General features: G+C 45.9%; 16 protein-coding genes. 12 read left to right on the top strand and 4 right to left on the bottom strand.

The features are described 5' to 3' along the window. Positions 1–91 precede the first annotated feature (91 nt). Both ACW6QF_RS14075 and ACW6QF_RS14070 read right to left on the bottom strand, forming a co-directional pair. Positions 92–1,855, bottom strand: coding sequence for a RagB/SusD family nutrient uptake outer membrane protein (locus ACW6QF_RS14075; RefSeq protein ID WP_456088281.1), 1,764 nt, complete (start codon positions 1,853–1,855; stop codon positions 92–94). 12 nt (positions 1,856–1,867) lie between these two features. Beyond that, positions 1,868–5,110 carry a SusC/RagA family TonB-linked outer membrane protein gene (locus ACW6QF_RS14070; RefSeq protein ID WP_456088280.1) on the bottom strand — a complete coding sequence of 1,081 codons (3,243 nt, stop codon included), beginning with the start codon at positions 5,108–5,110 and terminating at the stop codon, positions 1,868–1,870. 623 nt (positions 5,111–5,733) lie between these two features. Between ACW6QF_RS14070 and ACW6QF_RS14065 the strand changes: the two genes are divergently transcribed. From ACW6QF_RS14065 to ACW6QF_RS14050, 4 genes are all read left to right on the top strand, one after another. After that, positions 5,734–8,964, top strand: coding sequence for a SusC/RagA family TonB-linked outer membrane protein (locus ACW6QF_RS14065; protein WP_456088279.1), 3,231 nt, complete (start codon positions 5,734–5,736; stop codon positions 8,962–8,964). A 13-nt stretch (positions 8,965–8,977) separates the two neighbouring features. Continuing rightward, positions 8,978–10,975, top strand: coding sequence for a RagB/SusD family nutrient uptake outer membrane protein (locus tag ACW6QF_RS14060; protein ID WP_298552935.1), 1,998 nt, complete (start codon positions 8,978–8,980; stop codon positions 10,973–10,975). Positions 10,976–11,287: 312 nt separating this feature from the next. Then, complete coding sequence (locus tag ACW6QF_RS14055) at positions 11,288–14,461, top strand: SusC/RagA family TonB-linked outer membrane protein (RefSeq protein ID WP_298552928.1); 3,174 nt, start codon at positions 11,288–11,290, stop codon at positions 14,459–14,461. 75 nt (positions 14,462–14,536) lie between these two features. Further along, positions 14,537–16,456 (top strand): SusD/RagB family nutrient-binding outer membrane lipoprotein, encoded by a 1,920-nt coding sequence (locus ACW6QF_RS14050; RefSeq protein WP_456088278.1) that lies wholly within the window; start codon positions 14,537–14,539, stop codon positions 16,454–16,456. A gap of 102 nt (positions 16,457–16,558) precedes the next feature. Here ACW6QF_RS14050 and fabD read toward each other — a convergent pair whose 3' ends face one another. Further along, a complete protein-coding gene (fabD, locus tag ACW6QF_RS14045; RefSeq protein WP_298552930.1) occupies positions 16,559–17,440 on the bottom strand; it encodes an ACP S-malonyltransferase in 882 nt (293 codons plus the stop codon). A 141-nt stretch (positions 17,441–17,581) separates the two neighbouring features. Here fabD and ACW6QF_RS14040 point away from each other — a divergent pair, with 141 nt between their 5' ends. The 3 genes from ACW6QF_RS14040 (at position 17,582) to ACW6QF_RS14030 (ending at position 20,979) form a co-directional block, all read left to right on the top strand. After that, positions 17,582–17,776, top strand: a complete 195-nt coding sequence (locus tag ACW6QF_RS14040; RefSeq protein ID WP_075964325.1) for a Sec-independent protein translocase subunit TatA/TatB — start codon at positions 17,582–17,584, stop codon at positions 17,774–17,776. Between the two features lie 3 nt (positions 17,777–17,779). Then, the gene (gene tatC / locus ACW6QF_RS14035; protein WP_298552931.1) at positions 17,780–18,658 is read left to right on the top strand and encodes a twin-arginine translocase subunit TatC; all 879 of its coding nucleotides are present in this window, start codon (positions 17,780–17,782) and stop codon (positions 18,656–18,658) included. Between the two features lie 98 nt (positions 18,659–18,756). Further along, entirely contained in the window at positions 18,757–20,979 is a 2,223-nt protein-coding gene (locus ACW6QF_RS14030; protein WP_456088277.1) for a GH92 family glycosyl hydrolase, read from the top strand. 314 nt (positions 20,980–21,293) lie between these two features. On the opposite strand, the gene ACW6QF_RS14025 is transcribed toward ACW6QF_RS14030, so the two are convergent. Next, positions 21,294–21,518: an HU family DNA-binding protein gene (locus ACW6QF_RS14025; protein ID WP_298552933.1), complete on the bottom strand. Its 225-nt coding sequence runs from the start codon at positions 21,516–21,518 to the stop codon at positions 21,294–21,296. Positions 21,519–21,806: 288 nt separating this feature from the next. On the opposite strand from ACW6QF_RS14025, the gene ACW6QF_RS14020 reads away from it, so the two are divergent. From ACW6QF_RS14020 to ACW6QF_RS14000, 5 genes are all read left to right on the top strand, one after another. Next, complete coding sequence (locus tag ACW6QF_RS14020; protein ID WP_298551768.1) at positions 21,807–23,108, top strand: phenylacetate--CoA ligase family protein; 1,302 nt, start codon at positions 21,807–21,809, stop codon at positions 23,106–23,108. 51 nt (positions 23,109–23,159) lie between these two features. After that, positions 23,160–23,585, top strand: coding sequence for a hypothetical protein (locus ACW6QF_RS14015; RefSeq protein ID WP_005639303.1), 426 nt, complete (start codon positions 23,160–23,162; stop codon positions 23,583–23,585). A gap of 66 nt (positions 23,586–23,651) precedes the next feature. Beyond that, a complete protein-coding gene (locus ACW6QF_RS14010; protein WP_298551772.1) occupies positions 23,652–24,461 on the top strand; it encodes an outer membrane protein assembly factor BamD in 810 nt (269 codons plus the stop codon). 26 nt (positions 24,462–24,487) lie between these two features. Continuing rightward, entirely contained in the window at positions 24,488–24,820 is a 333-nt protein-coding gene (locus tag ACW6QF_RS14005) for a DNA-directed RNA polymerase subunit omega (RefSeq protein ID WP_298551774.1), read from the top strand. A gap of 100 nt (positions 24,821–24,920) precedes the next feature. Then, positions 24,921–25,382 carry a DUF4293 domain-containing protein gene (locus tag ACW6QF_RS14000; RefSeq protein WP_298551776.1) on the top strand — a complete coding sequence of 154 codons (462 nt, stop codon included), beginning with the start codon at positions 24,921–24,923 and terminating at the stop codon, positions 25,380–25,382. Positions 25,383–25,811 lie beyond the last annotated feature (429 nt).

Below are 25,811 nucleotides of genomic sequence, written 5' to 3'. Positions count from 1 at the left end.
TGATTAGGGAGGTGTAATCCACCAACAAAGAAGGCCCATCCTTCTGTTGTGAAGAATGGACCTTCCGGAAATATTCAGTATGGAAATGGTCTTATAGTTCCCACCCCGGATTCTGTACCAGATTCGGATTCAAACCGATTTCATCTGTCGGAATAGAGAACAGATAGTTTTTAGGTTCGATGAAATTCGGAACCGGATTGGTTACGCGCTTGGTGTAAACATCAAGTGCTCCATTGACAAAACCTAATTGGGTTTCAAGAGTCTTATACTCTTCTTCCGTGTAGGCTGTCGGATCATCGCTGTTTGTCGCTTTATCTGGGATAATACCTAATTTGGGTTCGTTCAGGCGCAGACCGCAAGCCCAACGCATCAAGTCTGAATAGCGATAACCTTCGGCCATCAGTTCTACACGGCGTTCACGACGGATTTCACGGATCAGGTTTGCATTCGAACCTTTGATAGTCGGATATTCTTTCACCAATTTCGGGTCTTGTTCAGGATTGGCTGTCAAATGATGAGTGAAACCAACACGGTCGCGCAAGGCATTGACCGTTTTGTTCAATTCCGGATCTAAGCCCAATTCGGCACCGGCTTCGGCACGAATCAGCAAGATTTCTGCGTAACGGAACAAAGGAGCATCGAGCGTGCCCTGATGGTGGACAGTCGAGTATTCCGCCGGATTGAAGAATTTAGCAACTGCATAACCGGTGGATGAATTGTAAAGTCCCGGCAGCAGAGAGCTGATACCTGCACGTTTGCCATTTAGCAGATAGCTATGTTCTCCCGCTTCCGGAGAGTCGACAGTCTGAAGCAGGCGCGGGTCGCGGTTGTTGAGTTCGGCTACCAGCGTCGTATGGGTCGTATGGCCTTCGCATCCGCAAAGTGTGATCGGTTTTCCTGTTTTTGCACATAGGTAATCTTCGACAGCGTCACGGCTGAATCCGATAGGAGTTTCACCTACGCCTATCATGCGGGAAACGTTGTTTGCTCCGCCCAGTGCCGGGTCGTATTCACGTGAAAGAATGATTTCCGGGTTATTTTCATAATCAGCCTGGATGAATAACTCGTGGTATGCCTGGCTGGGGCTGGAGCCTTGGAACAGCGAATAGCCGTATTCCGGTTTCATCAGTTCGCCGGCTGCGTCGTAAGCGGCTTGCAGGAATTCCGTGTCTCCCTCGATGTTGTGGTAGCGGCGGTAAGTCCCTTCAAACAAGCACATGCGAGCTTTCAATGCCAAAGCGGCATCTTTGCTGACGCGACTGACGCCTGTTGTTGCTTTGGTCGGTAGCCAAGCGATGGCTTGGTTGATGTCTTTCAATACGTTGGCCATAACAACCGTACGCGAATCTCGTGCCTTATACAAGTCTTCATCACCGGGAATCAGAACATGGTCATACCAAGGTACATCACCGAAACGGCGCACTTTGTTGAAATAATCCATACATTTGAAAAATAGAACTTCACCGGCATAATGTTGTTTGATGCTTTCGGCAACCGGTGCAAGCTCATAGTATTCAAGGTATGCATTGCAGGCACGAATGATTTCCCATTTCCACTGATCATCTTTTGTGGAAATTGAATGTTGGCTGAATGCTACGCTGTTAGGACTCCACGGCAGAATATTGTCTGATTGGAAATCTCCTTCCAGCATTCCGAAACTGTATCCGTTGAAAGCTCCATGTCCGCTGAGCAAGTCGGGATATAAGTTGTTGCAATAGGATTGCAGCGTTTCTTCGGTGGCGTTTGCAAAAGTTTCTTCCGTACTGACGAATTCGACAGGATCTTTATCCAGTACGTCACAACTTTGTGCTGCGAAGAACAGCAAGCCACACAGTGATATAATTGACTTTTTCATGTTCTTTGTTTTTTAAAATGTTACATTAATACCGAATGAATAGGAGCGGGTAAACGGATAAACACGTCCGCCGGCTTCTGTTGCCAAACTTCCGACTGTTGTGGTGGTGCCGTTCTTTGTCGTTGAAGTGTTACGGCTTCCGACAACGTCCGGATCCAGATATTTATACAATCCGGTTGCTTCCCAAAGATTTTGGCCGCTGACATATACTTTCAGTTGCTGGATACCGATTCGGCTGGTCAATGTTTTCGGGATTGTATAACTTAACGTCACATCTTTCAGACGGATGTAAGCGCCGTTCTGGAGATATTTGGTTTGCACTTTTTTGCTTCTCTTTTGGCTGTCGAATAAAGGAACGGGATAATAAGCGTCCGTATTGGTTTCCGACCAGGAATTGTCGACATGGTAGTCATTCAGGCAGGATGACCACATACCGTCGTATCCCCAGAAAATCGGGCTGTCCAACCAGATGTCACGTTTCATGGTTCCCTGGAAGAACAAGCGAAGATCGAATCCTTTCCATGAGCCGCCTAAATTGAGGTTGAAGTTGTAACGCGGAGTGTTGTTACCGATGATTTTGCGGTCACCGGAATCGCCGACGCGATTATTACCCTGATTGATCTTACCGTCACCATTCAGGTCGGCATATTTGATGTCACCCGGAATCCAAGTCGTAGAAATGAATGACTGGCGATCTGCCATTTCTGCGGCTTCGGCAGCATTTTGGATGAAGCCTTCTGTCTCATATCCCCAGATTTCACCTATCTTCATGCCTTTGTAGTAAGTTTCGTTCAAACTCATTGTCGGGTTGTCATAGCGGGTGATCTCGGATGTGTTATCGGAGATACCGACACCAATGGAATAGTTCAATGGGCTGCCGGCTACATTCTCGATATTGTCATTCCAGGTGATGGACAATTCCATACCTTTCGTACGCATGTCGGCAAGATTTTCCTTACCTCCGGTTGTCCCTAATACGGCCGGATATGTACGGCGTACTACCATGTCTTTCGTGTCGCGGATGTAATAGTCGAATGACCCTGTCAAGCGTCCGTTCAGCATGGTCCAGTCTAAACCGACATTGGTCGTGTAAACTTTTTCCCATGTGATGTTCGAACTTGCCAATGTCGGAGCTGTCAGAGCACCGGCCATTTGTCCGTTAATCAGGTAACTTAATGTTTTACTGTTCAGATAACTCAGGTATTGGAAGTTCCCGTCCGTCACCTGGTTGCCCAAGCCGCCATAAGAAGCTCTCAACTTCAAATTGTCAAAGAGGTTACGCGCCGGTTCGAAGAACGGTTCTTCGGAGATACGCCAACCGGCCGATACGGAAGGGAAGAATCCCCAGCGGTCTCCGCTTGCATATTTGGACGAACCGTCATAACGGCCGTTCACTTCGAGTAGGTAACGTTGCTTATAGTCGTAATTCAAACGGAAGAACGCGCCTTGTACAGCCCAGATCGTTCCGGTGAAATTCGGCAGGTTATGCGTATTGGCAAGGTCGATAATCGGTTTGTCGTTGTTGAACAAACTCTGGGTGGTTACGGACAAGTTATTTGTTTTTTTGCTCTCCTGGTTGTAACCGACCATTATACCGAAATTATGTACATCGTTGAACGATTTTTTATAATCGGCATATATGTTGAGTGCCTGATAAGTCGTGTTGTATCTTGCTTCCGTTAATTTGTTCGGACTTCCGGCAACTGAACTCTGACTACCGTCCGGATTGGTTTGGTAAAGTGTCTTGACGTTGTTTGTCTGATTTTCATAGTATTTATTACCGGTGTAATCTCCTTTTATGGATAAACCGGCGATCGGAGTCAGATTGAACGCTGCTGTGTACCATATATCATCCGAGTTCATTTTGTCTCGACCGGCAAGAGCCATACGGCCGACATAGTTGAAGTTGAATCCGCTACCTCCGATACCGGCCCAGTCGCCATTGGCCGTGTACATCGGGACCCATGGGAATGAACGATAGACTTCATAGTGGGCCGATTCACCCATATAGTCTTTGACGTCCGGTGTATTGGATGTATTCCGGTTGTATTTTGTACGGAAAGTCAGTTCCAACCATTTGGTTACTTGGGTTGAATAGTTGAACGTCATGTTGATGCGTTTGTATTCGTCTGTCCCATGGCGTAATAGACCGTCTTGTCCTTTATAACCGATAGAACCGTAATAAGTACTTTTGTCCGAACCTCCGCTAATGCTGGCATTATGCTGTTGCATGAATGAAGGTTGGTACATTTCTTCAAACCAGTCAGTATTACCTGCATAAGCCCATTCGCCGACTGCTGTGATCTGTCCGTCTGTTGCAGGGAAAGAAGAAGGACCAGTGCCGGCAATGTAAGCGTCTACAGCATCGATTAATTCTTGAGACCATAGTTTACTGTCTGAATTGGCTCCTGCTATGTTCATGGCTTTAATCCATTTGTCGGAAGAAATGCCGTCCGGCAGGCGGGAGGCTTTTGACCAGGAGAGGTTGTTGTTGTAGTTTACCTGAACTTTCTGTTCTTTCTTTCCTTTTTTGGTTGTGATCAAAACTACACCGAATGCTGCACGTGCACCGTAAATGGAAGCCGAAGCGGCATCTTTCAATACGGATACGCTTTCGATATCCTGTGGGTTCAAGAGGGAGAGATCTTCTGTTTCCACACCGTCAACCAGCAATAAGGCTGAACCACCGTTCAAGGACGTCGTACCACGAATATTAAATGTGGTGCTTGCTGTCGGATCACCGCTGGCAAAGTCGATGTTCAAGTTGGGTACAACACCTTGTAAACCTTGTGCGATGTTACCGATCGGGCGGTCTTCCAAAACATCGCCGTCTGCGATCCCTACGGCACCGGTCAGGTTTACCTTCTTTTGTACACCATAACCAACGACTACGACTTCTTCCAATTTCTGGGTGTCTTCCGCTAATTTGATTTGAAGAGTGGATTGTCCGGTATATTTGATCTCCTGAGTAGTGTAACCAATGAAAGAGATCTGAATAATATCTCCATTTTTTACACCTTCCAATGTGAAATTACCATCCATGTCGGTGATGTTTCCATTGGTTGTTCCTTTCACTACGACTGACGCTCCGGCAACGGGGCCCAGATCATCTTCCACAGTGCCCGTAACTTTCCCGCTTTGCTGGGAAATGTTCATGCTTTGCTTGGCTGGCATTGTTTCTGCAAATATACTTGCAGGGAAACAAGTGGCACCTGCCAGCAAGATTAAGCTGATAGGTTTAAAATTTTTCAACATAATTTGTGTCTTATATTTAATTGAAAGAATGCTCTTTTAATTAAAAAAATGGCGCTTGTTATCGCTTTTCTACATCATGTATACAAAACGTTAGAGTTTTTTAGCTTTTGCGTATAGTGTTTATCTGTGTTTGTATTTAGTTCTAAAAGAACTCCGCTCATTTCATATCGGTGTCAAAGATATAAAATTTTTCAGTTACACTGTTATTTTTCTTAAAATAATACGTAGAAGTCTCTTTTTTAACATTCTGTCCTTTTGAGCTTATGCGGATATTTCCCTGTTTATCAATATGATATATATATCGAAAATACGTGGCTTCATAAAAATAGATAAATAAAAAAACAGGGTCGAACTGCAGTTAATTTGTCAACAAAAGTAAATTAAAAAGACGTATGCATTTTAAGTAATTATCACATAATATATCTGCAATCATCGCAATATGCTAATATTCAAAATCTTACTAATATAAGATTGAAGCGTATCAAGGCAAAAAATACCAGAGTTCTTTTAGAACTAATATCATTTTGAACACAAAACGCAAAGACGTGATGAACCTGCTTATTTCATTAAAGAAGTTATTATGAAGATCATAGTAATACTTTCAATTTAATAAAACACAAATTATGTTTAAAAGAATCAGACCTATCAGCTTAATCTTGTTGGCTGGAGCGTTTTCTTTCCCTAAAAGCGCTTGGGCCGAACCGACTATAGTCGGAGAAAGCACGAACATTTCCCAACAGAGTGGAAAATGTTCAGGTATTGTAGAAGATGATTTCGGACCTGTTGCCGGAGCGTCTGTGATTGTAAAAGGAACCACCAATGGTATTATGACCGACATGGATGGTAATTTTACATTGGAAGGTGTAAAAAAAGGGGATATCATCGTGATTTCTTTCATCGGTTACACGACTCAGGAAATCCCCTTTACCGGACAATCTTCTCTTCGTGTTAAATTAGCAGAAGATACTCAAAAATTGGATGAAGTTGTTGTCGTCGGTTTCGGTACTCAGAAAAAAGTTAATTTGACAGGTGCTGTCGGAACAGTCAATTCGGAAGCGTTGGAATCCCGTCCTGTACAGAACGCAACACAAGCCTTGCAAGGATTGGTACCGGGCTTGCAAATTTCATCTTCCGGTGGTGCTCTTGATAAGACTGCGGATATCAATATTCGTGGTACGGCAACTATTGGCGAAGGCTCTTCCGGTGGACCGTTAATATTGATCGATGGAATGGAAGGAGATATCAATACGATCAATCCTCAGGACATTGAGAATATTTCAGTACTGAAGGATGCGGCAGCCTCTTCCATTTATGGTTCTCGAGCTCCGTTCGGTGTGATTTTGGTTACAACCAAGAGCGGTAAGTCTGGTAAACCGGTGATTAACTATAATAATAGTTTCCGTTGGAATGATCCGGTGAAAACTCCTAACCAGATGGATTCTTATACGTTTGCCACTTATTATAATGATGCGGCTATCAATGCAGGGCAGAACCCGCATTTCGATGCTGAGCATTTGCAGCGTATTAAAGACTATCAGACAGGAAAGATAACAAGTCCTATTCCTGCGAATGGAAAATATTGGGCGGACGGGTATAACGAAGGTAATGCCAACACAGACTGGTATGACGCCTTATATCGTAGTTGGGCTTTTTCACAGGAGCATAATTTCAGTATAAGCGGCGGTGCCGAAAAGATCAGTTATTACGCGTCTTTAAACTATTTGGATCAAAATGGTTTGATGAAATTTAACGAGGATACGTATGACCGTTATACCGCGACAGGTAAGATTAATATGACGATGACCGATTGGGCTAAGTTGAGCTACAGTACTCGTTTTACACGCACTGATTTTGCCCGTCCGGCAGATTTGACAGACGATTTGTATTATAATCTGGCTCGTCAAGGATGGCCTACGCTGCCATTGTATGATGAGAACGGATATTTGTATTCTTCTCCTTCTCCGGCATTGGGGTTACGGGATGGTGGACGTGACAAAACGCAAGCAGATAACTTATATCAGCAGGCGACTTTGATTTTGGAACCGATCAAAAACTGGATTACGCATGTAGATTTTAATTATCGTATCAGATCTGAAAACCGTCATTGGGATGCGCAATATACATATAATCACGATGTGGATGGAAATCCTGTGATTTATGATACCGGATCGAATGTCCATGAGGATTATTTGAAGGAGAATTATATGAATATCAATGCTTATACCGAATATACCTATAACATGGATTCCGGTCATAATTTTAAAGGAATGGTCGGTTTCCAGAGTGAACGTATGTCACAGACAAAGTTCGGTCTGCAACGTGATGGTATCATTGTCCCTTCCCTGCCGGAAGTAGATATTACAAGCGGTTTAAATTATAACGGCGGGTTGGTGACACCTTCTGTCAACGGTTCTCGTTACCGTTGGACAACGGCCGGTTTCTTCGGACGTATCAACTATGACTATCAGGGACGCTATCTGGCTGAAGTAAACCTGCGTTATGACGGAACTTCCCGTTTCCGTGAAGATCAGCGGTGGAATTGGTTCCCCTCTTTTTCCGTGGGTTGGAATATTGCACGCGAAAGCTTCTGGAATGATTGGGCTGAATATGTCGGAACACTGAAACTACGTGGATCATACGGTGAACTGGGTAACCAGAATACAACAGAATGGTATCCTACTTACCGCGTCTTGAAAGTAACGGCAAGTGGTGGCGATTGGTTGCAGAATAATGCGAAGCCGAATATTGCGACTGTACCGGCCTTGATCAGTTCCACACTGGGATGGGAGCGTGTCCGTAACTGGAATATCGGTTTTGATTTTGGAGCTTTGAACAATCGTTTGACCGGTTCTTTCGATTATTATTCCCGTAAAACATTGAATATGGTTGGACCGGCTCCCGAACTTCCTGCTATTTTAGGATTGGATGTCCCGAAAACGAATAATACCGACTTGAAGACTTATGGTTTCGACTTGAATATTTCTTGGCAGGACCGGTTGAAAAATGGTTTAGGGTATGGTGTGAAGTTTATTTTATCCGATGCACAGACGGAAATTACACGTTATCCGAACCCGACAGGTACACTGGACAAATATAATGCCGGGCGTAAAATGGGTGAAATTTGGGGATATGAAACGATCGGTATTGCAAAAACTCAGGATGAAATGAACCAACATCTCGCGACATTGCCTAACGGCGGACAGAATGCGATCGGTTCGGGTTCGAACTGGGGAGCCGGTGACATCATGTACAAGGATCTGAATGGAGATGGCAAGATTGATAACGGTGGCAATAAACTGGATGATCATGGTGATATGAAGGTGATCGGTAACGACATGCCTCGTTTTCAGTTCGGTTTGGATTTGAATGCCGATTGGAAAGGTTTCGACATTCGTGCTTTCTTTCAGGGTGTGATGAAGCGTGATTACTGGCAAGGTAGCGCTTACTTCTGGGGAGTCGGCGGTACGGGCATCTGGCACTCAACCGGATTCGTAGAACATGCGGACTATTTCAGGGCCGAAGCTTCCAATGATTTGGCGGTAAATACGGATTCTTATTATCCGCGTCCTGTTTTTGACGATTCTAAAAACACGCAAAAACAGACTCGTTATTTGCAAAATGCGGCTTATATCCGTCTGAAAAACGTTCAACTGGGATATACATTGCCTTCAACATTGACAAATAAAATTTATCTGAATAAGGTCCGTTTCTTCATCTCTGGTGAAAACCTGTGGACGGGTACTTCTTTGGCTAATATGTTTGATCCTGAAACGGTTAGTGGTGGAAAGGATAATAATGGTAATGCTTATCCTTTGTCTAAAACAGTTTCTTTTGGTTTGAGTGTAACTTTATAAATTAGGAATAATGATGAAACAGATAAATATATTAAAACAGATTGCAGGTGTCGCTATATTGGGCTTGTTTTGCTCCTGCAACGACTATTTGGACCAGACTCCGATGTCCACTATTTCACCGGAGAACTATCTGAACGAAGAGTCACAGCTGGAGGCTTATGCAAATGGTTTGTATAAAGATGTTTTGCCTTCACATGGGAACTGGAGTTACGGTACGTTCGGAGACGACCAGCATACGGATAATCAGGCTTATGTGAATTATAACAACCGCTTTTTGCCGGGACAATGGAAGACTTTGCAGAGCCAGAAGACTGATGATGATCCCTACAAATTCAAGTTCATCTATAGTTGCAATTATTTCCTTGAAAATGTTTTGGGAAAGACTATTGTCGGTAATGCTGCAAATATAAACCAGTATATCGGGGAAATTTATTTCTTGCGTGCTTATGAGTACTTCAAGCGTTATCAGACTTATGGCGATTTCCCGATTGTGCGTAATACATTGCCGGACCAGATGGAACCCCTGATAGCCGCAAGCCAGCGTGCTCCGCGCAATGAGGTGGCTCGGTTTATAATATCCGATTTGGATTCCGCTATTATGCTGATGGGCAACAGTTCAGGAAAGAGAACTCGTATATCTAAAGAAGTTGCTTTGCTGGTCAAGTCTCGCGTCGCTTTGTTCGAAGGTACTTGGTTGAAATACTTTAAAAATACGGCTTTTGTCCCGAACGGACCCGAATGGCCTGGAAAAGCAAAATCCTATAATGCAAATTATCAGTATCCTTCGGGCGATATCGACAAAGAGATCGAGTATTTTCTGAATTTAGCAGTCGATGCAGCCAAACAGGTTGCCGACGGAATTACGTTGGTTGAAAATACGGGCAAGGTACAGCAGGATGCTTCGGAACCTGCCAATCCTTATATGGATATGTTTTCGGCAGAGGATATGTCTACTTATCCGGAAGTCATGTTATGGCGTCAATATAACCAAGGACTGGGGATTGTCCATTGCGTGGTCGTAGGTGCCCAGCGTGGTGATTATGGGGTTGGTGTGACTCGAGGCATGGTCGAAGGGTTCCTGATGGCTAATGGTCTGCCTATTTATGCACCCGGCAGCGGCTATCATGGCGATGAAACAATTGCCGATGTCCGTAAAGACCGTGATTCCCGTTTGACAATCTTCCTGAAAGAACCGGGACAGAAAAATATCTTGTATGAAGCTGTAGAGGGTACTCATGCCGAGCCTATCGAGACTGTTCCGAATGTTTTGGCTGGTGACGCAGCGAAGGCCTATTCTACCGGTTATGCGTTGCGTAAGGGGGGTAGCTTCGATCAGAAGCAATGTGGCAATGGTACTAATTATACCGGATCCATCACTTTCCGTGGAGTGGAAGCCATGTTGAATTATATGGAAGCTTATTATGAATTGCATGGAACATTGGATGCTGTCGCACAAGGGTATTGGAGAGTTATCCGTGAACGTGCATTAGTCGATCCGGATTTCAATAAAACTATTGCCGCAACAGATGTTTCGAAGGAAGCATTAAACGACTGGGGTGCATATTCTGCCGGACAATTGGTTAATCCGACATTATATAATATCCGTCGTGAACGTCGGTGTGAATTGATGGCCGAAGGACTACGCTATATGGATCTGCGTCGTTGGAGATCCATGGATCAGATGATCAGTACGCCTTATCATATCGAAGGAATGAAGATCTGGGGAAGTATGCAGAATTGGTATATCGACCCGACGACAAATCAGTCTTTGATCGTGTACGGTCTTGATAATCCAAAATCAAATATGTCTTCTCCGGATGTCAGCAAATATATTCGTCCATATGAAAAATTGGCTAATTCGCTGGCGAAGGATGGATATAAATGGGCGATGGCACATTATCTGACTCCGATCAACATTCAGCATTTCGATATAACGGGCGGCGGCACGGAATCTCCGTTGTATCAAAATCCGTATTGGCCGACAGTCCCCAATATGCCTGCTGAAAAGTAGCAATTAAGTTAACATAGAGTATTTTTGCAGCCTCTTGTTCCTGCCGAAGGGAATGAGAGGCTGCTTTTTTATTTTTTGTTTTTAACGCTTAAATACTGTTATATCTAAAACAGCTGTTTTTTTTATCCATCCACTTATCCGGTATTGTTTTTAATACGCCCTATGCGAGAAATAGTTTTAAAGATAGAAAAGAAGTCTCTTTTTTGAAAAGTTAAATACAAAACAACTTCTCTTTTTTTGTGTTACATATATCAAAAAAGACGTTGGTTTCAGCCAAGACATGTATCATAAATTAAACAAAAAACATCAGTTATGTTGAAAAGAATTAAGCCTGTCAGCATGGTTTTGCTTGCGAGCTCGTTATGTTTCTCCGGGAATATATACGCAGCTTCAAGTGCAGGTAATCCGAACACTGACATTTCCCAGCAAAATGCAAAAGTAACGGGAGTCGTCGAAGATGCTTTAGGACCGGTTGCCGGCGCGTCTGTTGTCATAAAAGGAACCACCAACGGGACAATGACCGATATGGATGGTAACTTCACGCTTGATGGGGTAAAAAAAGGAGACATTATCCAAATATCCTTTATCGGTTACGCCACACAGGAAATCCCTTATACAGGACAAGCCTCATTGTCCGTACATCTTGAAGAAGACACGCAGAAACTGGATGAAGTAGTCGTGACTGCTTTGGGCATGAAGCGTGACAAGAAAGCGTTGGGCTATGCCATGCAGGAATTGAAGGGAGACGAGTTGTTGTCTTCCCGCGAACCGAATCTGGCCAATTCGCTGTCCGGCAAAGTTTCCGGTTTGCAGATCGTCCGCTCCAGCAACGGGGTGGGAGGTTCTTCGAAGATCGTGCTCCGTGGTAACAGTTCGTTGACCGGCAGCAATCAGCCGCTGATCGTGGTGGACGGTACGCCGATGGATAACTTCACAGGCGGTGTGGACGATGTCTGGGGGAATTCCGGAGCCGATATGGGGAACGGGCTTTCCGATATCAACCCCGAAGACATCGAATCGATGACGGTCCTGAAAGGCGCCTCGGCTGCCGCTCTTTACGGTTCTCGTGCCGGTAACGGCGTGATTCTGATCACGACCAAATCTGGACGGAAAAACGAAGGTCTGGGGATTACGGTGAATGCCGGTATCACGGCCGAATCTATTTTCCTGAAACCGGATATGCAAAACAGCTTCGGACAAGGTTCGGTCGGCGTTTACGACAACCAGTCCCGCTTGAGCTGGGGGCCGAAAGCGGAAGGACAGACGGTGACGGACTGGCTCGGACGCCAGGTGCCTCTTCGGACATATGACAATATCGATGCCTTCTTCCATACCGGGACCTCTTTTAACGAAGGCGTCAGTTTCCAGCAGAATATCAACGGGACTTCCGTCTTTGCTTCTATCAATCGTTCGGATGATGCCGGCATCACACCGGAGTCGAAGCTGAATAAGACGAACATCACGTTGCGTGCCACCACGTTCCTCGATAAGGAGGAGAAATGGAAGGTGGATGCCAAGGTGAACTATATCAATATGAATGCCCACAATCGCCCGATCCAGGGTGTGAACCCGTCGAATGCGTTCAGTACGATCTACGGCCTGCCTCGCTCCCTGAATGTCAAGGAATTTAAGAACAGCGTGGACGAAGAAGGCAATATGATCTGGTGGGACGCATCCAAGAACCCGCAGGAAAACCCGTACTGGGTGACCAAATACCGCCAGAATAACGATACCCGTAACCGTCTTTTGGGAAATGTATCGTTGAAGTATGCGCCGACCGATTGGTTCGATATCGAACTGCGGGGCGGCACCGACTATTATACGACAACCAAGAACGAGAAGGTCTATGCCGGTGGTAACACCTCGCCACGCGGCCTGTATAACGAAGGTTCCGAAACTTTCTACGAAAACAACTACAGTTTCCTGGCCACCGCACGCAAAGACAACCTGCTGGACCGCCTGGGTGGTTTCGTGACATTCGGTGGTAACCTGATGATGCAGCAAAGAAACAAGATGAACGCTTCGGCCGGCGAATTGCTGGTCCCGAACCTTTTCTCCCTGAACAACGGTATTAATAAACCGACCGTAACCTCCGAGCTGATCCGGCGGAAGATGAACTCCCTTTACGGATCGTTGCAGCTGAACTGGGACGGCTACCTGTTCCTGGATGTGACAGCCCGTAACGACTGGTCGTCCACGATGTCTAAAGCCAACCGCTCTTATTTCTATCCTTCGGTCAGCCTCTCCGGCGTGATCTCGGACATGCTGCCCAAGATCGGCGGAAGCATGCCGGAATGGTTCACCTTTGCGAAGGTGAGAGCTTCTTATGCGGAAGTCGGTAATGATCTCGATCCGTATCAGCTGTACAACAATTACACGGTGGGAAAGGACGAAAACGGCAACACGACGGCTGCTCCCGGACAGATCCTGTTTGACTCGAGTGTACGAAGCGAGTTGATCAAATCCTGGGAAGCCGGTTTCGACGTGCGCTTCCTGCAGAACCGCTTGGGGCTGGATTTCGCCTGGTATAAGACGAATGCGACCCGCCAGTTGCTGAACCTGCCGCTCGACCCGTTTGCCGGGTATAGTTCCCGCAAGGTGAACGCCGGTAATATCCAGAACGAAGGTCTGGAAATATCGCTGAACGGCGCCATCTTCCAGAGCCACGACCCGCAGGGATTCAACTGGAATGCGACAGCCCAGTTCTCCTTGAACCGCAATAAGATCATCGACCTGTATCCGGGCGTGACGCTTTATGACATCAAGACATTGGATGCGATCCAGATCGTGGCGGCGCAGGGCAGTTATTACGGTGATATATACGGACAGACCTTCCTGCGTGTGACGGACAAGGACAGTCCGCATTATGGCAAGGTGATTGTGGGAGACGACGGTCTGCCGCTGATCTCGACCGAAAAGAGCAAGGTGGGGAACCAAAGTCCGGACTGGATGCTGGGTTTGACGAACAGTTTTTCATATAAAGGGTTTAACCTGAGTTTCCTGGTCGACTTCCGTATCGGCGGCGACATCTATTCGGCAACAGCTTCCAGCTTGTTTGTCCGGGGGAATGCAGCCGGAACGGTTGTGAACGGCGAACGTCAGGATTTTGTCGTGCCTAACACGGTGGTCCGGAAAGACGGGGGATATGTGGAAAACAATGTCCCGGTCACCCACCAGAACTATTGGGAACGGATCGGGTCGACCGGCAATTACGGTTTGCCGGAAGTCTTCACGTATGACGCGACTAATATACGTCTGCGTAACATCACCTTAGGATATACGTTCAACAAAGCTATGCTGAAAAAGACGCCGTTCCAGCGTCTGAATCTGTCTGCTACCTGCAACAATGTATGGATGATCCATTACAACCTGCCGGGCATCGACCCCGAATCTGTTTCGGCAACCAACACGAATGCGACCGGTTTCGAAAACGGAGCCGCTCCGACAAGCCGTTCGTTCACGTTCAATGTGACGGTCGGCTTCTAAAAAGCTTACAGAACGTATCCGGCTTTTGATAATTTGCAATCATTTTGTAAACGATATAAAGAGAAACAACATAATATGAATACAAAAAATAAAATATTAGCAGGCCTATTCTCTATGGCGGCATTGTTTTCTTCCTGTAACGATTTTCAGGAGATAAATGAAGATCCTAACCAGGTGGACGAAAGCAAGGTGAAGCCTGAATGGTTCCTGAACGCCTCGATCATCGGCGACCAGATGAATCCGGAGATCGCCGAACGTATGTTTATCCTGACCTGGAACCGGGCGTCCCGTTTCAACCGGGGAAGCGGTTTCACGATCGGTACGGATAATAATGATTATATCACGCGCTACCTGAGCAACGACTACGCCGTGAAATGGTTGAACCAGGCGACTAAAGCCGTTCAGCTGGGCGAAAAGAAAGTGGCCGATGGCGAAGCCGATCTCTATCCGTATTATAAGAATGTGATCCAGATGGCGCGTATCTGGCGGGCTTACCTGAACTCGGAGGTCTCTGACGGGTTCGGGCCGATTCCGGCGTTGGATGCTTTTTCGGGCGTTCCGGGCGAGTACGACAGTGTAGAAGCGATCTATACCTTTATTCTCAAAGAACTGAAGGAAGCGGAGGCGGCGCTCGACCCGTCGATCGACATGTCGCCGATGTCGGCTGAAGACGCTTTCTATGCCGGAAATGTGAATATGTGGAAGAAATATGCCAATTCCCTGCGTATGCGTCTGGCTATGCGTATCGTGAATGCCAATCCGCAACTGGCCGAGAGTGAGTTTGAAGATGCTGCTTCGAAAGGGTATATTTCTTCACTCTCCGAACTTGCCGGTGTACAGGAAAAGGACGGATGGAGCGACCTGACCAGCGTCATGTCCCGTACCTGGAATGCACAGGCGATGTCCGTTACATTCAAGAATCTCGTGGTCGGCTTGGGAAACAACGAATTCCCGCTGCCTGATTCGTTGAAGACGCATCTGAAGGATCCGCATACATATATGGGCTTGTATCTCTATAAGCATTTCCCATTGACGACGAACGATCCGTGCGCCGGATTCTATTTCGACGGTGTTCCGCAATATGTCGATCCGCGGGCACCGAAGCTGTTCAGCGTGGTCGGATGGAATGACGGCGTGGTCTATTCCGACTATATCGGGGCGGCCAGCGAAGTGAAGCCGGTCTCCCTCTTCGATCCGAACGATAACACGAAGCCGATGCTGACCATCGACCCTAAATACACCTGGGGCACATGGGTGGCCGGCGAATGGGATGTGAAAGGCGGTTTGGCTACCGAACTGACCGGAAAGAACTACAACTATCCGTCCATATCCAAGCAATACCGTATGAGCACTCAGAAACGTGTCTATTTCGGGCCGTGGGAAAGCTATTTTCTGCTTGCCGAAGCCGGCGTGCGCGGTTGGAATGTTCCGGGTTCTCCCAAATCGAACTATGAGGACGGAGTGACTGCCAGTTTCGAATATCACGGCTTGTTGAGTGAAGTAGGGGCGTATCTGTCTTCCACCGAGTATAACCGGATCGGGACATCCGTCAATTTCGACCATACGACGGAGGCAAAGCCTTATGCCGTAAATTATGTCGATCCTTATACGAAAGAGAACAAGACGATGACGTACACCTATCCCAAAAACTCCATCTACCGGGGCGGCGCCTATAACAACGACGCGATGACGAAGATCTTCACGCAGAAATATATTGCCCAGGTTCCCTGGTTGCCCGAAGAAGTTTGGAGCGATCATCGCCGTATCGGCTTGCCTTTCTTCGAGAACCAGGCTGTCGAAAAAGACTACAACCCGCTGAACCAGGTTCCGATGACGGTTGCCACTTCGAAGGAATGCCGTCTGGAATTTTATCCGAAGCGTTACCGCTACCCGGCCAATATCCAGACGAACAACCTTGATGGTTATAACAAAGCCCTCGAACTGCTCGGCGGACCGGATGTGGTCGGTACTGCCTTGTGGTGGAATCTGAAGTAAAACGGCATATACATCCCATATCGGATAAATCAAAAAGGTTGGCAGGATAGTTCCGGATCGAACATCTGCCAACCTTTTTATTATGAATAGGATACTGACTGCTTATTGCATGCCTTCGGTAGTCACCTCCTTGTTGATCTTCTTCACCAATCCCTGAAGTACGGCACCCGGACCGAGTTCGATGAAATGATCGGCGCCGTCGGCGATCATGTTCTGAACGCTCTGTGTCCAACGAACCGGCGCCGTCAACTGGGCGATCAGGTTAGCCTTGATTGTTTCAGGACAAGTTTCACCTTTTGTACTTACATTCTGGTAAACCGGGCAAACCGGTTTGTGGATCGGAGTCGCTTCGATAGCGGCAGCCAGTTCGGCACGGGCCGGTTCCATCAGGGGGGAGTGGAAGGCACCGCCCACTTTCAGTTTCAGTGCACGCTTTGCTCCGGCAGCCAGCATCTTTTCGCAAGCAGCGTCGATACCCGGTACCGAACCGGAGATGACAAGCTGTCCCGGACAGTTGTAGTTTGCACATACGACTACTTCGCCTTCGATGCTCCGGCAGATCTCTTCTACTTTTTCGTCCGGCAATGCCAGAACGGCAGCCATTGTCGAGGGAGTGGCTTCGCAGGCTTTCTGCATCGCCATAGCACGTTTGGATACCAGGACAAGTCCGTCTTCGAAAGACAATGCTCCGGCTGCAACAAGCGCGGAGAATTCTCCCAAAGAGTGTCCGGCCGTCATATCCGGTTTGAACTGGTCACCTAATGTTTTTGCAAGAATGACTGAGTGTAAGAAAATGGCAGGCTGTGTTACTTTTGTCTGACGCAGATCTTCGTCTGTTCCGGCGAACATCAGATCCGTGATGCGGAAACCGAGGATTTCGTTGGCCTTCTCGAACATCTCTTTTGCAAGAGGATTGTTTTCATAAAGGTCTTTTCCCATTCCGACAAACTGTGCACCCTGACCGGGAAATACATACGCTTTCATTTTTTCTAATCTTTTTCTAATTTCAGTTTTTTAAGATGGCGCAAAGGTAATAAATTTAGAATAATTGGGGTACTATTCATTACAAATTGTATCTTTGCCCCATCGATAACAGGAATATTAACGACTAATTTATACAATATCATGGATCAATTATTATTTCTTGGAAACTTAGGTACAGGCGAAATTGTCATTATCGCCATTGTTGTGTTGTTGCTTTTCGGCGGTAAAAAAATACCTGAACTGATGAAAGGTATCGGTAAAGGTGTGAAGAACTTCAAAGACGGTGTAAAAGGATTAGAAGACGACATTAAGCTGGACGATACGGATAAGAAGTAAAAGATGGCAGAATTAGAACAAGAAGAAATGTCGTTCTGGGATCACCTGGAAGCACTTCGTTGGACTCTATTCCGTTCTTTTTTAGCGCTCTTTGTTTTTGCTATAGTCAGTTTCGCCTTTATGCGGGGGGAAAATGGTATATTCCACCGTGTGATAGAGGCTCCTTGTTCATCTGATTTTATCTTTTACAGATGGCTTTGCGGGTTGAACCAGTGGTTGATGAATATCAGTCCGTGGTTTGATGTATTGCCGGACTTCTGTAATGATAATTTTCATGTGCAGATTTTTAATATCAAACTGGCTTCTCAGTTCTTTACTCACATGACCACCTCGTTCTGGCTGGCTCTTGTGCTTACATTCCCTTATCTGATGTGGGAAATCTGGAAATTTATCAGTCCGGCTTTGTATGAGAATGAGAAGAAAAATGTCAGATGGGTATTTCTCTTAGGAACGATCATGTTCTTTATCGGATGTGCTGTCGGATATTTTATGGTATTTCCAATGACACTGCGTTTTTTAGCAACGTATGAATTGAGCTCTAATATCATAGAACAGGTATCTCTGGATTCGTATATGGATAATTTCCTGATGCTGATCTTTGTGATGGGAATTGTCTTTGAAATGCCGTTGGTTTCGTGGCTGCTGTCGCAGATCGGTTTGCTGAAGCGATCGTTCTTCCATAAGTATAGACGGCATGCAATTGTCGGACTGCTTGTTGCGGCTGCATTCATTACTCCGAGCAGCGATCCGTTCACATTAAGTATCGTGTTCTTCCCGTTGTACGGGCTGTTCGAACTGAGCGCCCTCTTTGTGAAGAAGGCTCCGCCCGAAGATGATCTTGACGATGAGGATGAAGATAGTACGGAAATCGCACCGGCCTAAAACTACGGGCATCGTAAAATAGTTATAGAAGAGACGTACAGTTTTTATTGTGCGTCTCTTTTTTTGTATCTTTGGCAAGACTAAAACATTATGTAAACATGAGGCACATATCCTTATTGGCGGTCTCCTTGCTGGCTTTAGCAGCCTGCACGCCCGAAAAACAACAGGAGGCGGATGATTATACACAATATGTAAATCCTTTTATCGGGACAGACTTTACCGGTAATACCTATCCGGGGGCGCAAGTCCCTTTCGGAATGGTTCAGTTGAGCCCGGACAACGGGCTTCCCGGGTGGGACCGTATTTCCGGTTATTTCTATCCCGACACGACTATCGCCGGCTTCAGCCATACCCATTTGTCTGGGACAGGTGCGGGCGATTTGTACGATATCTCTTTCATGCCGGTGACACGCCCGTATAAGGAAGCGCCTGCTCCCTTGGGCATATATTCGACTTTCTCGCATAACGACGAGGCGGCTTCGGCTGGCTATTACCGTGTATTGTTGCAGGACTACAATATTAATGTCGAGTTGACCGCGACCGAACGTTGCGGCATTCAGCGTTATACGTTCCCCAAAGCGGAGGCATCCGTATTTTTGAACCTCAAAAAGGCGATGAACTGGGATTTCACGTTGGATTCGCGTATAGAGGTGGTCGATTCGATGACGATCCGGGGATATCGCTTCTCGCAGGGCTGGTCTCCTTTGCAGCATGTTTATTTTGAGACTCGTTTCTCGAAACCTTTCGCGGCTTATCATCTGGACACGACTTCCATTTCGACGAAAGATCGCGGCTGGATCGGTACGGCCTATATCGCCCGTTTCGATTTCAATACGGAGAAAGATGAGGAGATCCTGGTGACGACCGGCATATCCGGCGTCAGTATGGAAGGAGCAGGCAAGAACCTGCGTGCGGAGGTTCCGAAAGACGATTTCGATTATTATCAGGCGCAGGCTGCCAAGTCATGGAACAAGCAGCTTTCCAAGATAGAGGTGAAGAGTTCGGATACCGATGACCTGGTGAAGTTCTACACTGCTTTGTACCATTCCATGATCGCCCCGACTATCTACAGTGATGTGGACGGTTCCTATTACGGTCCGGATCAGCAGATCCATAAGGCGGACGGATGGACGAACTATTCCACTTTCTCGCTGTGGGACACCTATCGCGCTTCCCATCCGCTGTTTACCTATACCGAACCGGAACGCGCAAACGATATGATCAAAGGCTTCCTGAAATTCTATGAACAGAAGGGGGCTTTGCCATTATGGAATTTGTATGGTTGGGAAACCGATATGATGATCGGCTATCATGCCGTTCCCGTAATTGTGGATGCTTATCTGAAAGGCATCGGTAATTTCGATCCGGAAAAAGCGCTTGAGGCCTGCATCGCGACGGCCAACCGTGACGATTACCGGGGAATCGGCGATTACAAGAAGTTAGGATACGTTCCGGCCGACAGTGACCCGAAGAAATGGGAGAACTGGTCGCTGTCCAAGACATTGGAGTATGCCTACGATGATTATTGCATTGCCACGATGGCGGAGAAGATGGGCAAGAAAGAGATTGCCGATGAGTTCTACAAGCGTGCTCAGAACTACCGGAATGTTTACAATCCGGCTACTTCTTTCATGCAGCCGCGTGACGAGAAAGGGAACTTCGCCGCAAACTTCAGTCCCGACGATTATACCGAAGATATCTGTGAAAGCAATGGCTGGCAATATTTCTGGTCTGTCCCCCAGGATCTGGACGGCTTGATCGGCCTGGTCGGAAGCAAGGAACGTTTCGCTGAGAAACTGGACAGTATGTTCACCTATGTTCCGAAATCGAATGAAGACCTGCCGATCTTCAGTACCGGTATGATCGGGCAATACGCGCATGGCAACGAACCGAGCCATCATGTGATTTATTTGTATAATAAAGTAGGGCAGCCCTGGAAGACGCAGAAGTATGTGGCTGAGGTCCTGCATGACCTGTATCAGAATGCTCCGGACGGTATTTGTGGAAATGAAGACTGCGGACAGATGTCGGCCTGGTTCGTATTCAGTTCGATGGGCTTCTATCCGGTCGATCCGATCAGTGGCAAGTATGAGATCGGAACTCCGATATTCCCGGAAGTGAAGATGCATCTGGCAAACGGCAAGACTTTCACGGTCCTGGCTCCGGCGGTAAGCCGTGAAAATATCTATATCCAGTCTGTGAAGTTGAACGGCCAACCGTATGACAAGAGCTATATTACCCATGAGCAGATTATGAATGGTGAGACATTGGAGTTTGAAATGGGCAACCGGCCGGGGCCGGTATGGTATAATAATAGGTAATTGCCATGACGAAGAATCCATGATATTCATAAATCTCTGTCACTCTATCACACTTTTACGTGTGTGCCTTGTTAATTAAGGCGTGAGATGTGTGATAGATGGCGTTTTCATCTATCACACATCTATCACTATCTATCACAAAACCGAATAAGCTATTTGTGACAGATAAGTACCTTATTAGTAGTGAAGTAGTAGGATCTCCGGCTGAACACCCGGATGTATGGGACCTGAACATCCGGGTCTATGGAGTGGCTACACCCGGATGTAGAAGGCCGCAAGATGTGGATGCATGCAAACACTTTTGCTTTTGTTTATTAGTTTGTTTGCTGTCCTGTTGTAACCGGATGAGGAAACTGGACTATTTTTACATCCTTGTCATTGTCGAATGAATCCGCTTTTTTGAAATCCGGTGATTGCAGGTATGGCTGCGGGACGTTTTCCATCAAAACAACTTCGCATGCATCTATTACCGTCCTTATAATATTCGTTTCCAAAGATGTCTTATCGGCTATAGCCTGAATTAATTCTGCCTTGTTCATGTTGTAAATATTGAGTCGTTTATTTTCGTAAATGCAAAGGAAAAGAAGTTGTCGGCGATGTGCAAATGTTTCCGTAGGCAACATGTCTCATTTTGTCATACCTTTGCGACAAATAGTCTCTGTAAAAAGGGTTCATGCGCTGTTTGACAAGTTCGGAGACGGATGAAAACGATAAGATAAACGCGAGGAGGTATAAAAGGAGAACCAAAAAGAAGGTTTCTTTGCAAAAAAGTTATTACTTTGCAACTGATTTAGACTATTAACATTAAAAGATAACGAACTGATACCATGATTTGGAACGAGACTATCGAATGTATGAACCGCGAGGAAATGCGGAAATTACAGAGTATCCGCTTAAGGCGGGTTGTTGAACACGCTTATCATAATTCTCCTTTCTACCGTAAGAAAATGCAGGAAATGGGGATTACTCCGGAAGACATTCATTCTATTGACGATATAGTGAAGCTCCCGTTTACCGTTAAACAGGACTTGCGGGACAATTATCCTTTCGGGCTGATGGCCGTGCCGATGTCCGAGATTGTCCGGTTGCACGCTTCTTCCGGAACGACGGGAAAGCCTATTGTTGTCGGTTATACCCGGAAAGATCTGTCTATCTGGGCTGAAGTGGTGGCACGATGTCTGACCGCTTATGGTCTGACCAAGAATGATTCGGTGCAGGTTTCATACGGTTACGGCCTGTTTACCGGAGGCTTGGGAGCACACGCCGGGGTCGAGAATATCGGCGGGACGGTAATTCCGATGAGCAGCGGTAATACGCAGAAGCAGATTCAGTTGATGCACGATTTCGGGGCTAAGGGGTTGGCTTGCACGCCTTCCTATGCGTTGTATCTGGCAGAAACGATTCACTCATCCGGCATACCGTTGGAAGAATTCAAATTGCGCGTCGGTGCTTTCGGCGCTGAACCCTGGACGGAAAACATGCGTAAGGAACTGGAAAGCAAGTTGAATATCAAGGCTTATGATATTTACGGGCTGACGGAGATTTGCGGTCCTGGAGTCGGGGGCGAGTGCGAATGCCAGAACGGCACGCATCTATGGGAAGACCATTTCTTCCCTGAAATTGTAGACCCCGTTACTTTGCAGCCGGTTGAACCGGGACAGCACGGAGAGTTGGTTTTCACGACATTGACAAAAGAAGGGATGCCGATGATCCGTTATCGTACGCGTGACTTGACGCATTTGATCTATGACAAATGCGAATGCGGCCGTACGGCCGTGCGTATGGGACGTATTCTCGGACGTAGTGACGACATGCTGATTATCCGGGGTGTCAACGTATTCCCGTCACAGGTGGAATCGGTCATTCTGGAAATGCCGGAATTCGAACCGCACTATCTGATTGTGGTCGATCGCGTGAACAATACCGACACATTCCAGATTCAAGTGGAAGTGCGTCAGGAATGTTATTCGGACGAAATGAACAAGATGATCGCCTTGAAGAAGAAAATCGCAAACCGTATGCAAAGCGTAATCGGTTTGCAACCCGATATAAAGATTGTCGAGCCGCGCAGCATCGAGCGGAGTATGGGTAAGGCCAAGCATGTGATCGATAATCGTAAACTGGAATAGGAGAGAATCATCAATCACAAATAATTAGTTATAAATCAAATTTTATCCCCCATGTTAATTAAACAGTTATCTATCTTTCTGGAGAATAAGAAAGGCCGTTTTACGGAAGTTGCAAAAATATTAGGTGAAGCCGGCGTAAACATGTCCGCTTTCACAGTTGCTGAAAATTCGGATTTCGGTATCTTGCGTTTGATCGTGTCGGATACGGATACCGCCATCAAGGTCTTGCGCGATCGTTTGTATGCCGTGAGCGTGGCCGATGTGGTTTGCCTGCATTGTCCCAATCAGCCGGGAGCATTGGCCAAAGCAATGGATATTATTACTTCAGCCGGAATATTTATTGAGTATATGTATGCTTTTTCCCAGGGCGAGGCGGCCAATGTGATCATCCGTCCCGACAATGTGGAGAAGTGTGCGGAGGTCCTGAAGGCCAATAAACTGGAGCTTATCGCGGCCAGTGACTTATATAAGTTGTAAATATTAACGTTAAGCGCTTCGTTTATTTGTCGGAAAACTTTAACTTTGCGCGCTAAAAGTATGTGAATGAAAAAGGTTGTATTTTTATTGATGATGATTACGGTTCTGTTATCTTCCTGCGGGGAGTATAACAAGATACTGAAAAGTACAGACTACGAGTTGAAATATTCGTATGCAAAGAAATATTTCAATGCAAAACAATATTCGAAGTCTGCCACTTTACTGGATGAATTGGTGCCTGTGTTCAAAGGTAGGGCTCAAGCTGAAGAATCTTTGTATCTGCTGGCACAAAGCTATTACGGCCAAAAAGACTATCAGACAGCTTCGCAATACTTCAATACCTATTATACGACTTATCCGAAAGGCGAGTACACCGAGTTGGCCCGTTATTATTCGGGGTATGGATTGTATCTGGATTCACCGGACCCCCGCTTGGACCAGGCACAAACCTACGAAGCCATTAACCAGTTGCAATTGTATTTGGAGTATTACCCGCAAAGCGAACGGGCCAAGGAAGCCCAGAACATCATGTTCGAACTGCAGGAAAAGCTCGCCTATAAGGAGTTGCTGGCAGTCCGGTTGTATTTCAACCTGGGTACCTATATGGGTAACAACTATCTTTCATGTGTGATTACCGCGCAAAACGCACTTAAGAACTATCCGTATTCAAAGTACAGGGAAGAGTTCATGTTCTATATCATCCGTTCCAAATATGAACTGGCGATAGTGAGTGTGGAAGAAAAGTTGCAGGGACGTTACCGCGAAGTTGTGGATGAATACTACAACTACATGAACGAGTATCCCGAAGGCAAGTATGTAAAACAGGTTCAGAAGTTCTACGACTATGCCAGCAAGCGAATAACAGATACGTATTAACGAAACAACTAATCAATAAAGTAAGTATGGATTACAGAAAGACAAACGCTCCGTCGAATACAGTTACCCGCGACATGATGAAGCTGTCGGCAGATACGGGCAATGTGTATGAAACTGTTGCAATCATTGGTAAACGTGCTAATCAGATTTCTGTTGAGATGAAACAGGATCTGGAAAAGAAACTCCAGGAATTTGCTTCCTATAATGATAATCTGGAAGAAGTTTTTGAAAACAGAGAGCAGATCGAGATTTCACGTTACTATGAAAAGCTCCCGAAACCGACTTTGATCGCAGCTAAGGAGTATGAAGATGGTAAGGTGTATCATAAGAACCCTGCAAAAGAAAAGAATAACCTATAATGAATTGAAAATTGAGAATTGAGAATTGAAAATTATCGGGTGCCCCATGCGCTCTGTATTTTTCAATTTTCAGTTTTCAATTTTCAATTTTTCAATTATCATGTTACAGAGAATACAAACTGTTTATTTGCTTGTTATAGTGGCATTGACGACCGCCTTGCTGTTCTTGCCGCTTGCCGTGTTGCAGTCGGGTGACCAGTTGTTTACTTTTGATGCGACCGGCGTCAGTACGATGGCAGCCCAGCCGGAACTTATTTATCCTACATGGGGATTGTTTGCTTTGGCAGTCGTGATCTCTTTGCTGGCTCTTCTGACGATCTTCCTGTTTAAGAAAAGAATCCTTCAAATACGCCTTTGTATATTTAACGCGATTTTAATGTTGGGTTTCTATGGCCTGTTTGCCTTCTTTTGCTGGAATCTGAACAGCCGGATTGATCCTTTGTCATTGAGCCTGAAGATCGCCCTTTCTTTCCCGCTGGTTAGCCTGATTCTGGATTATCTGGCTATTCGTAACATCGGAGCGGATGAAGCGCTGGTTCGTTCTTTGGACCGCCTGAGATAATTATTGGGAATTTATATAAAAGAAGAAGAGGATGTTTCATCACTGAGACACCCTCTTTTTTTGGCCTAAATCTGATAGCCTAAAGACTATATTTACCTCTATTAGCATTGATAAATCGTAGCAATTCTGATGTAAAACTATTTATTTAGTTGAACTTCAGGTTTTATGGGAAGAAAGGCGGCGTTTTGTTTCGGGAGGAGCCTGCTACCCATTCTTAGCTTGTCTTCATTGCAAAGGTATAGGTGAGCCTTGATTTCTATGTTTGATATTGTCTAAGATTGTTCAGGAATCATCTTTTTTACTATATTTCCTCTATAAATAAAGAGCACGTGTGCTCTCCACTGCCCTTTGTTTGAAAGTCAGTATATTAATTTCCTCTTCGAGCTTTATATCTCAAACACATTTTCGTGTACAGATGTAGTTTTGTGA

The organism is Parabacteroides sp., from assembly GCF_977054455.1.
The sequence above is the reverse complement of the archived record's forward strand: the minus strand, read 5'-3'. Positions and strand labels throughout refer to the sequence as shown.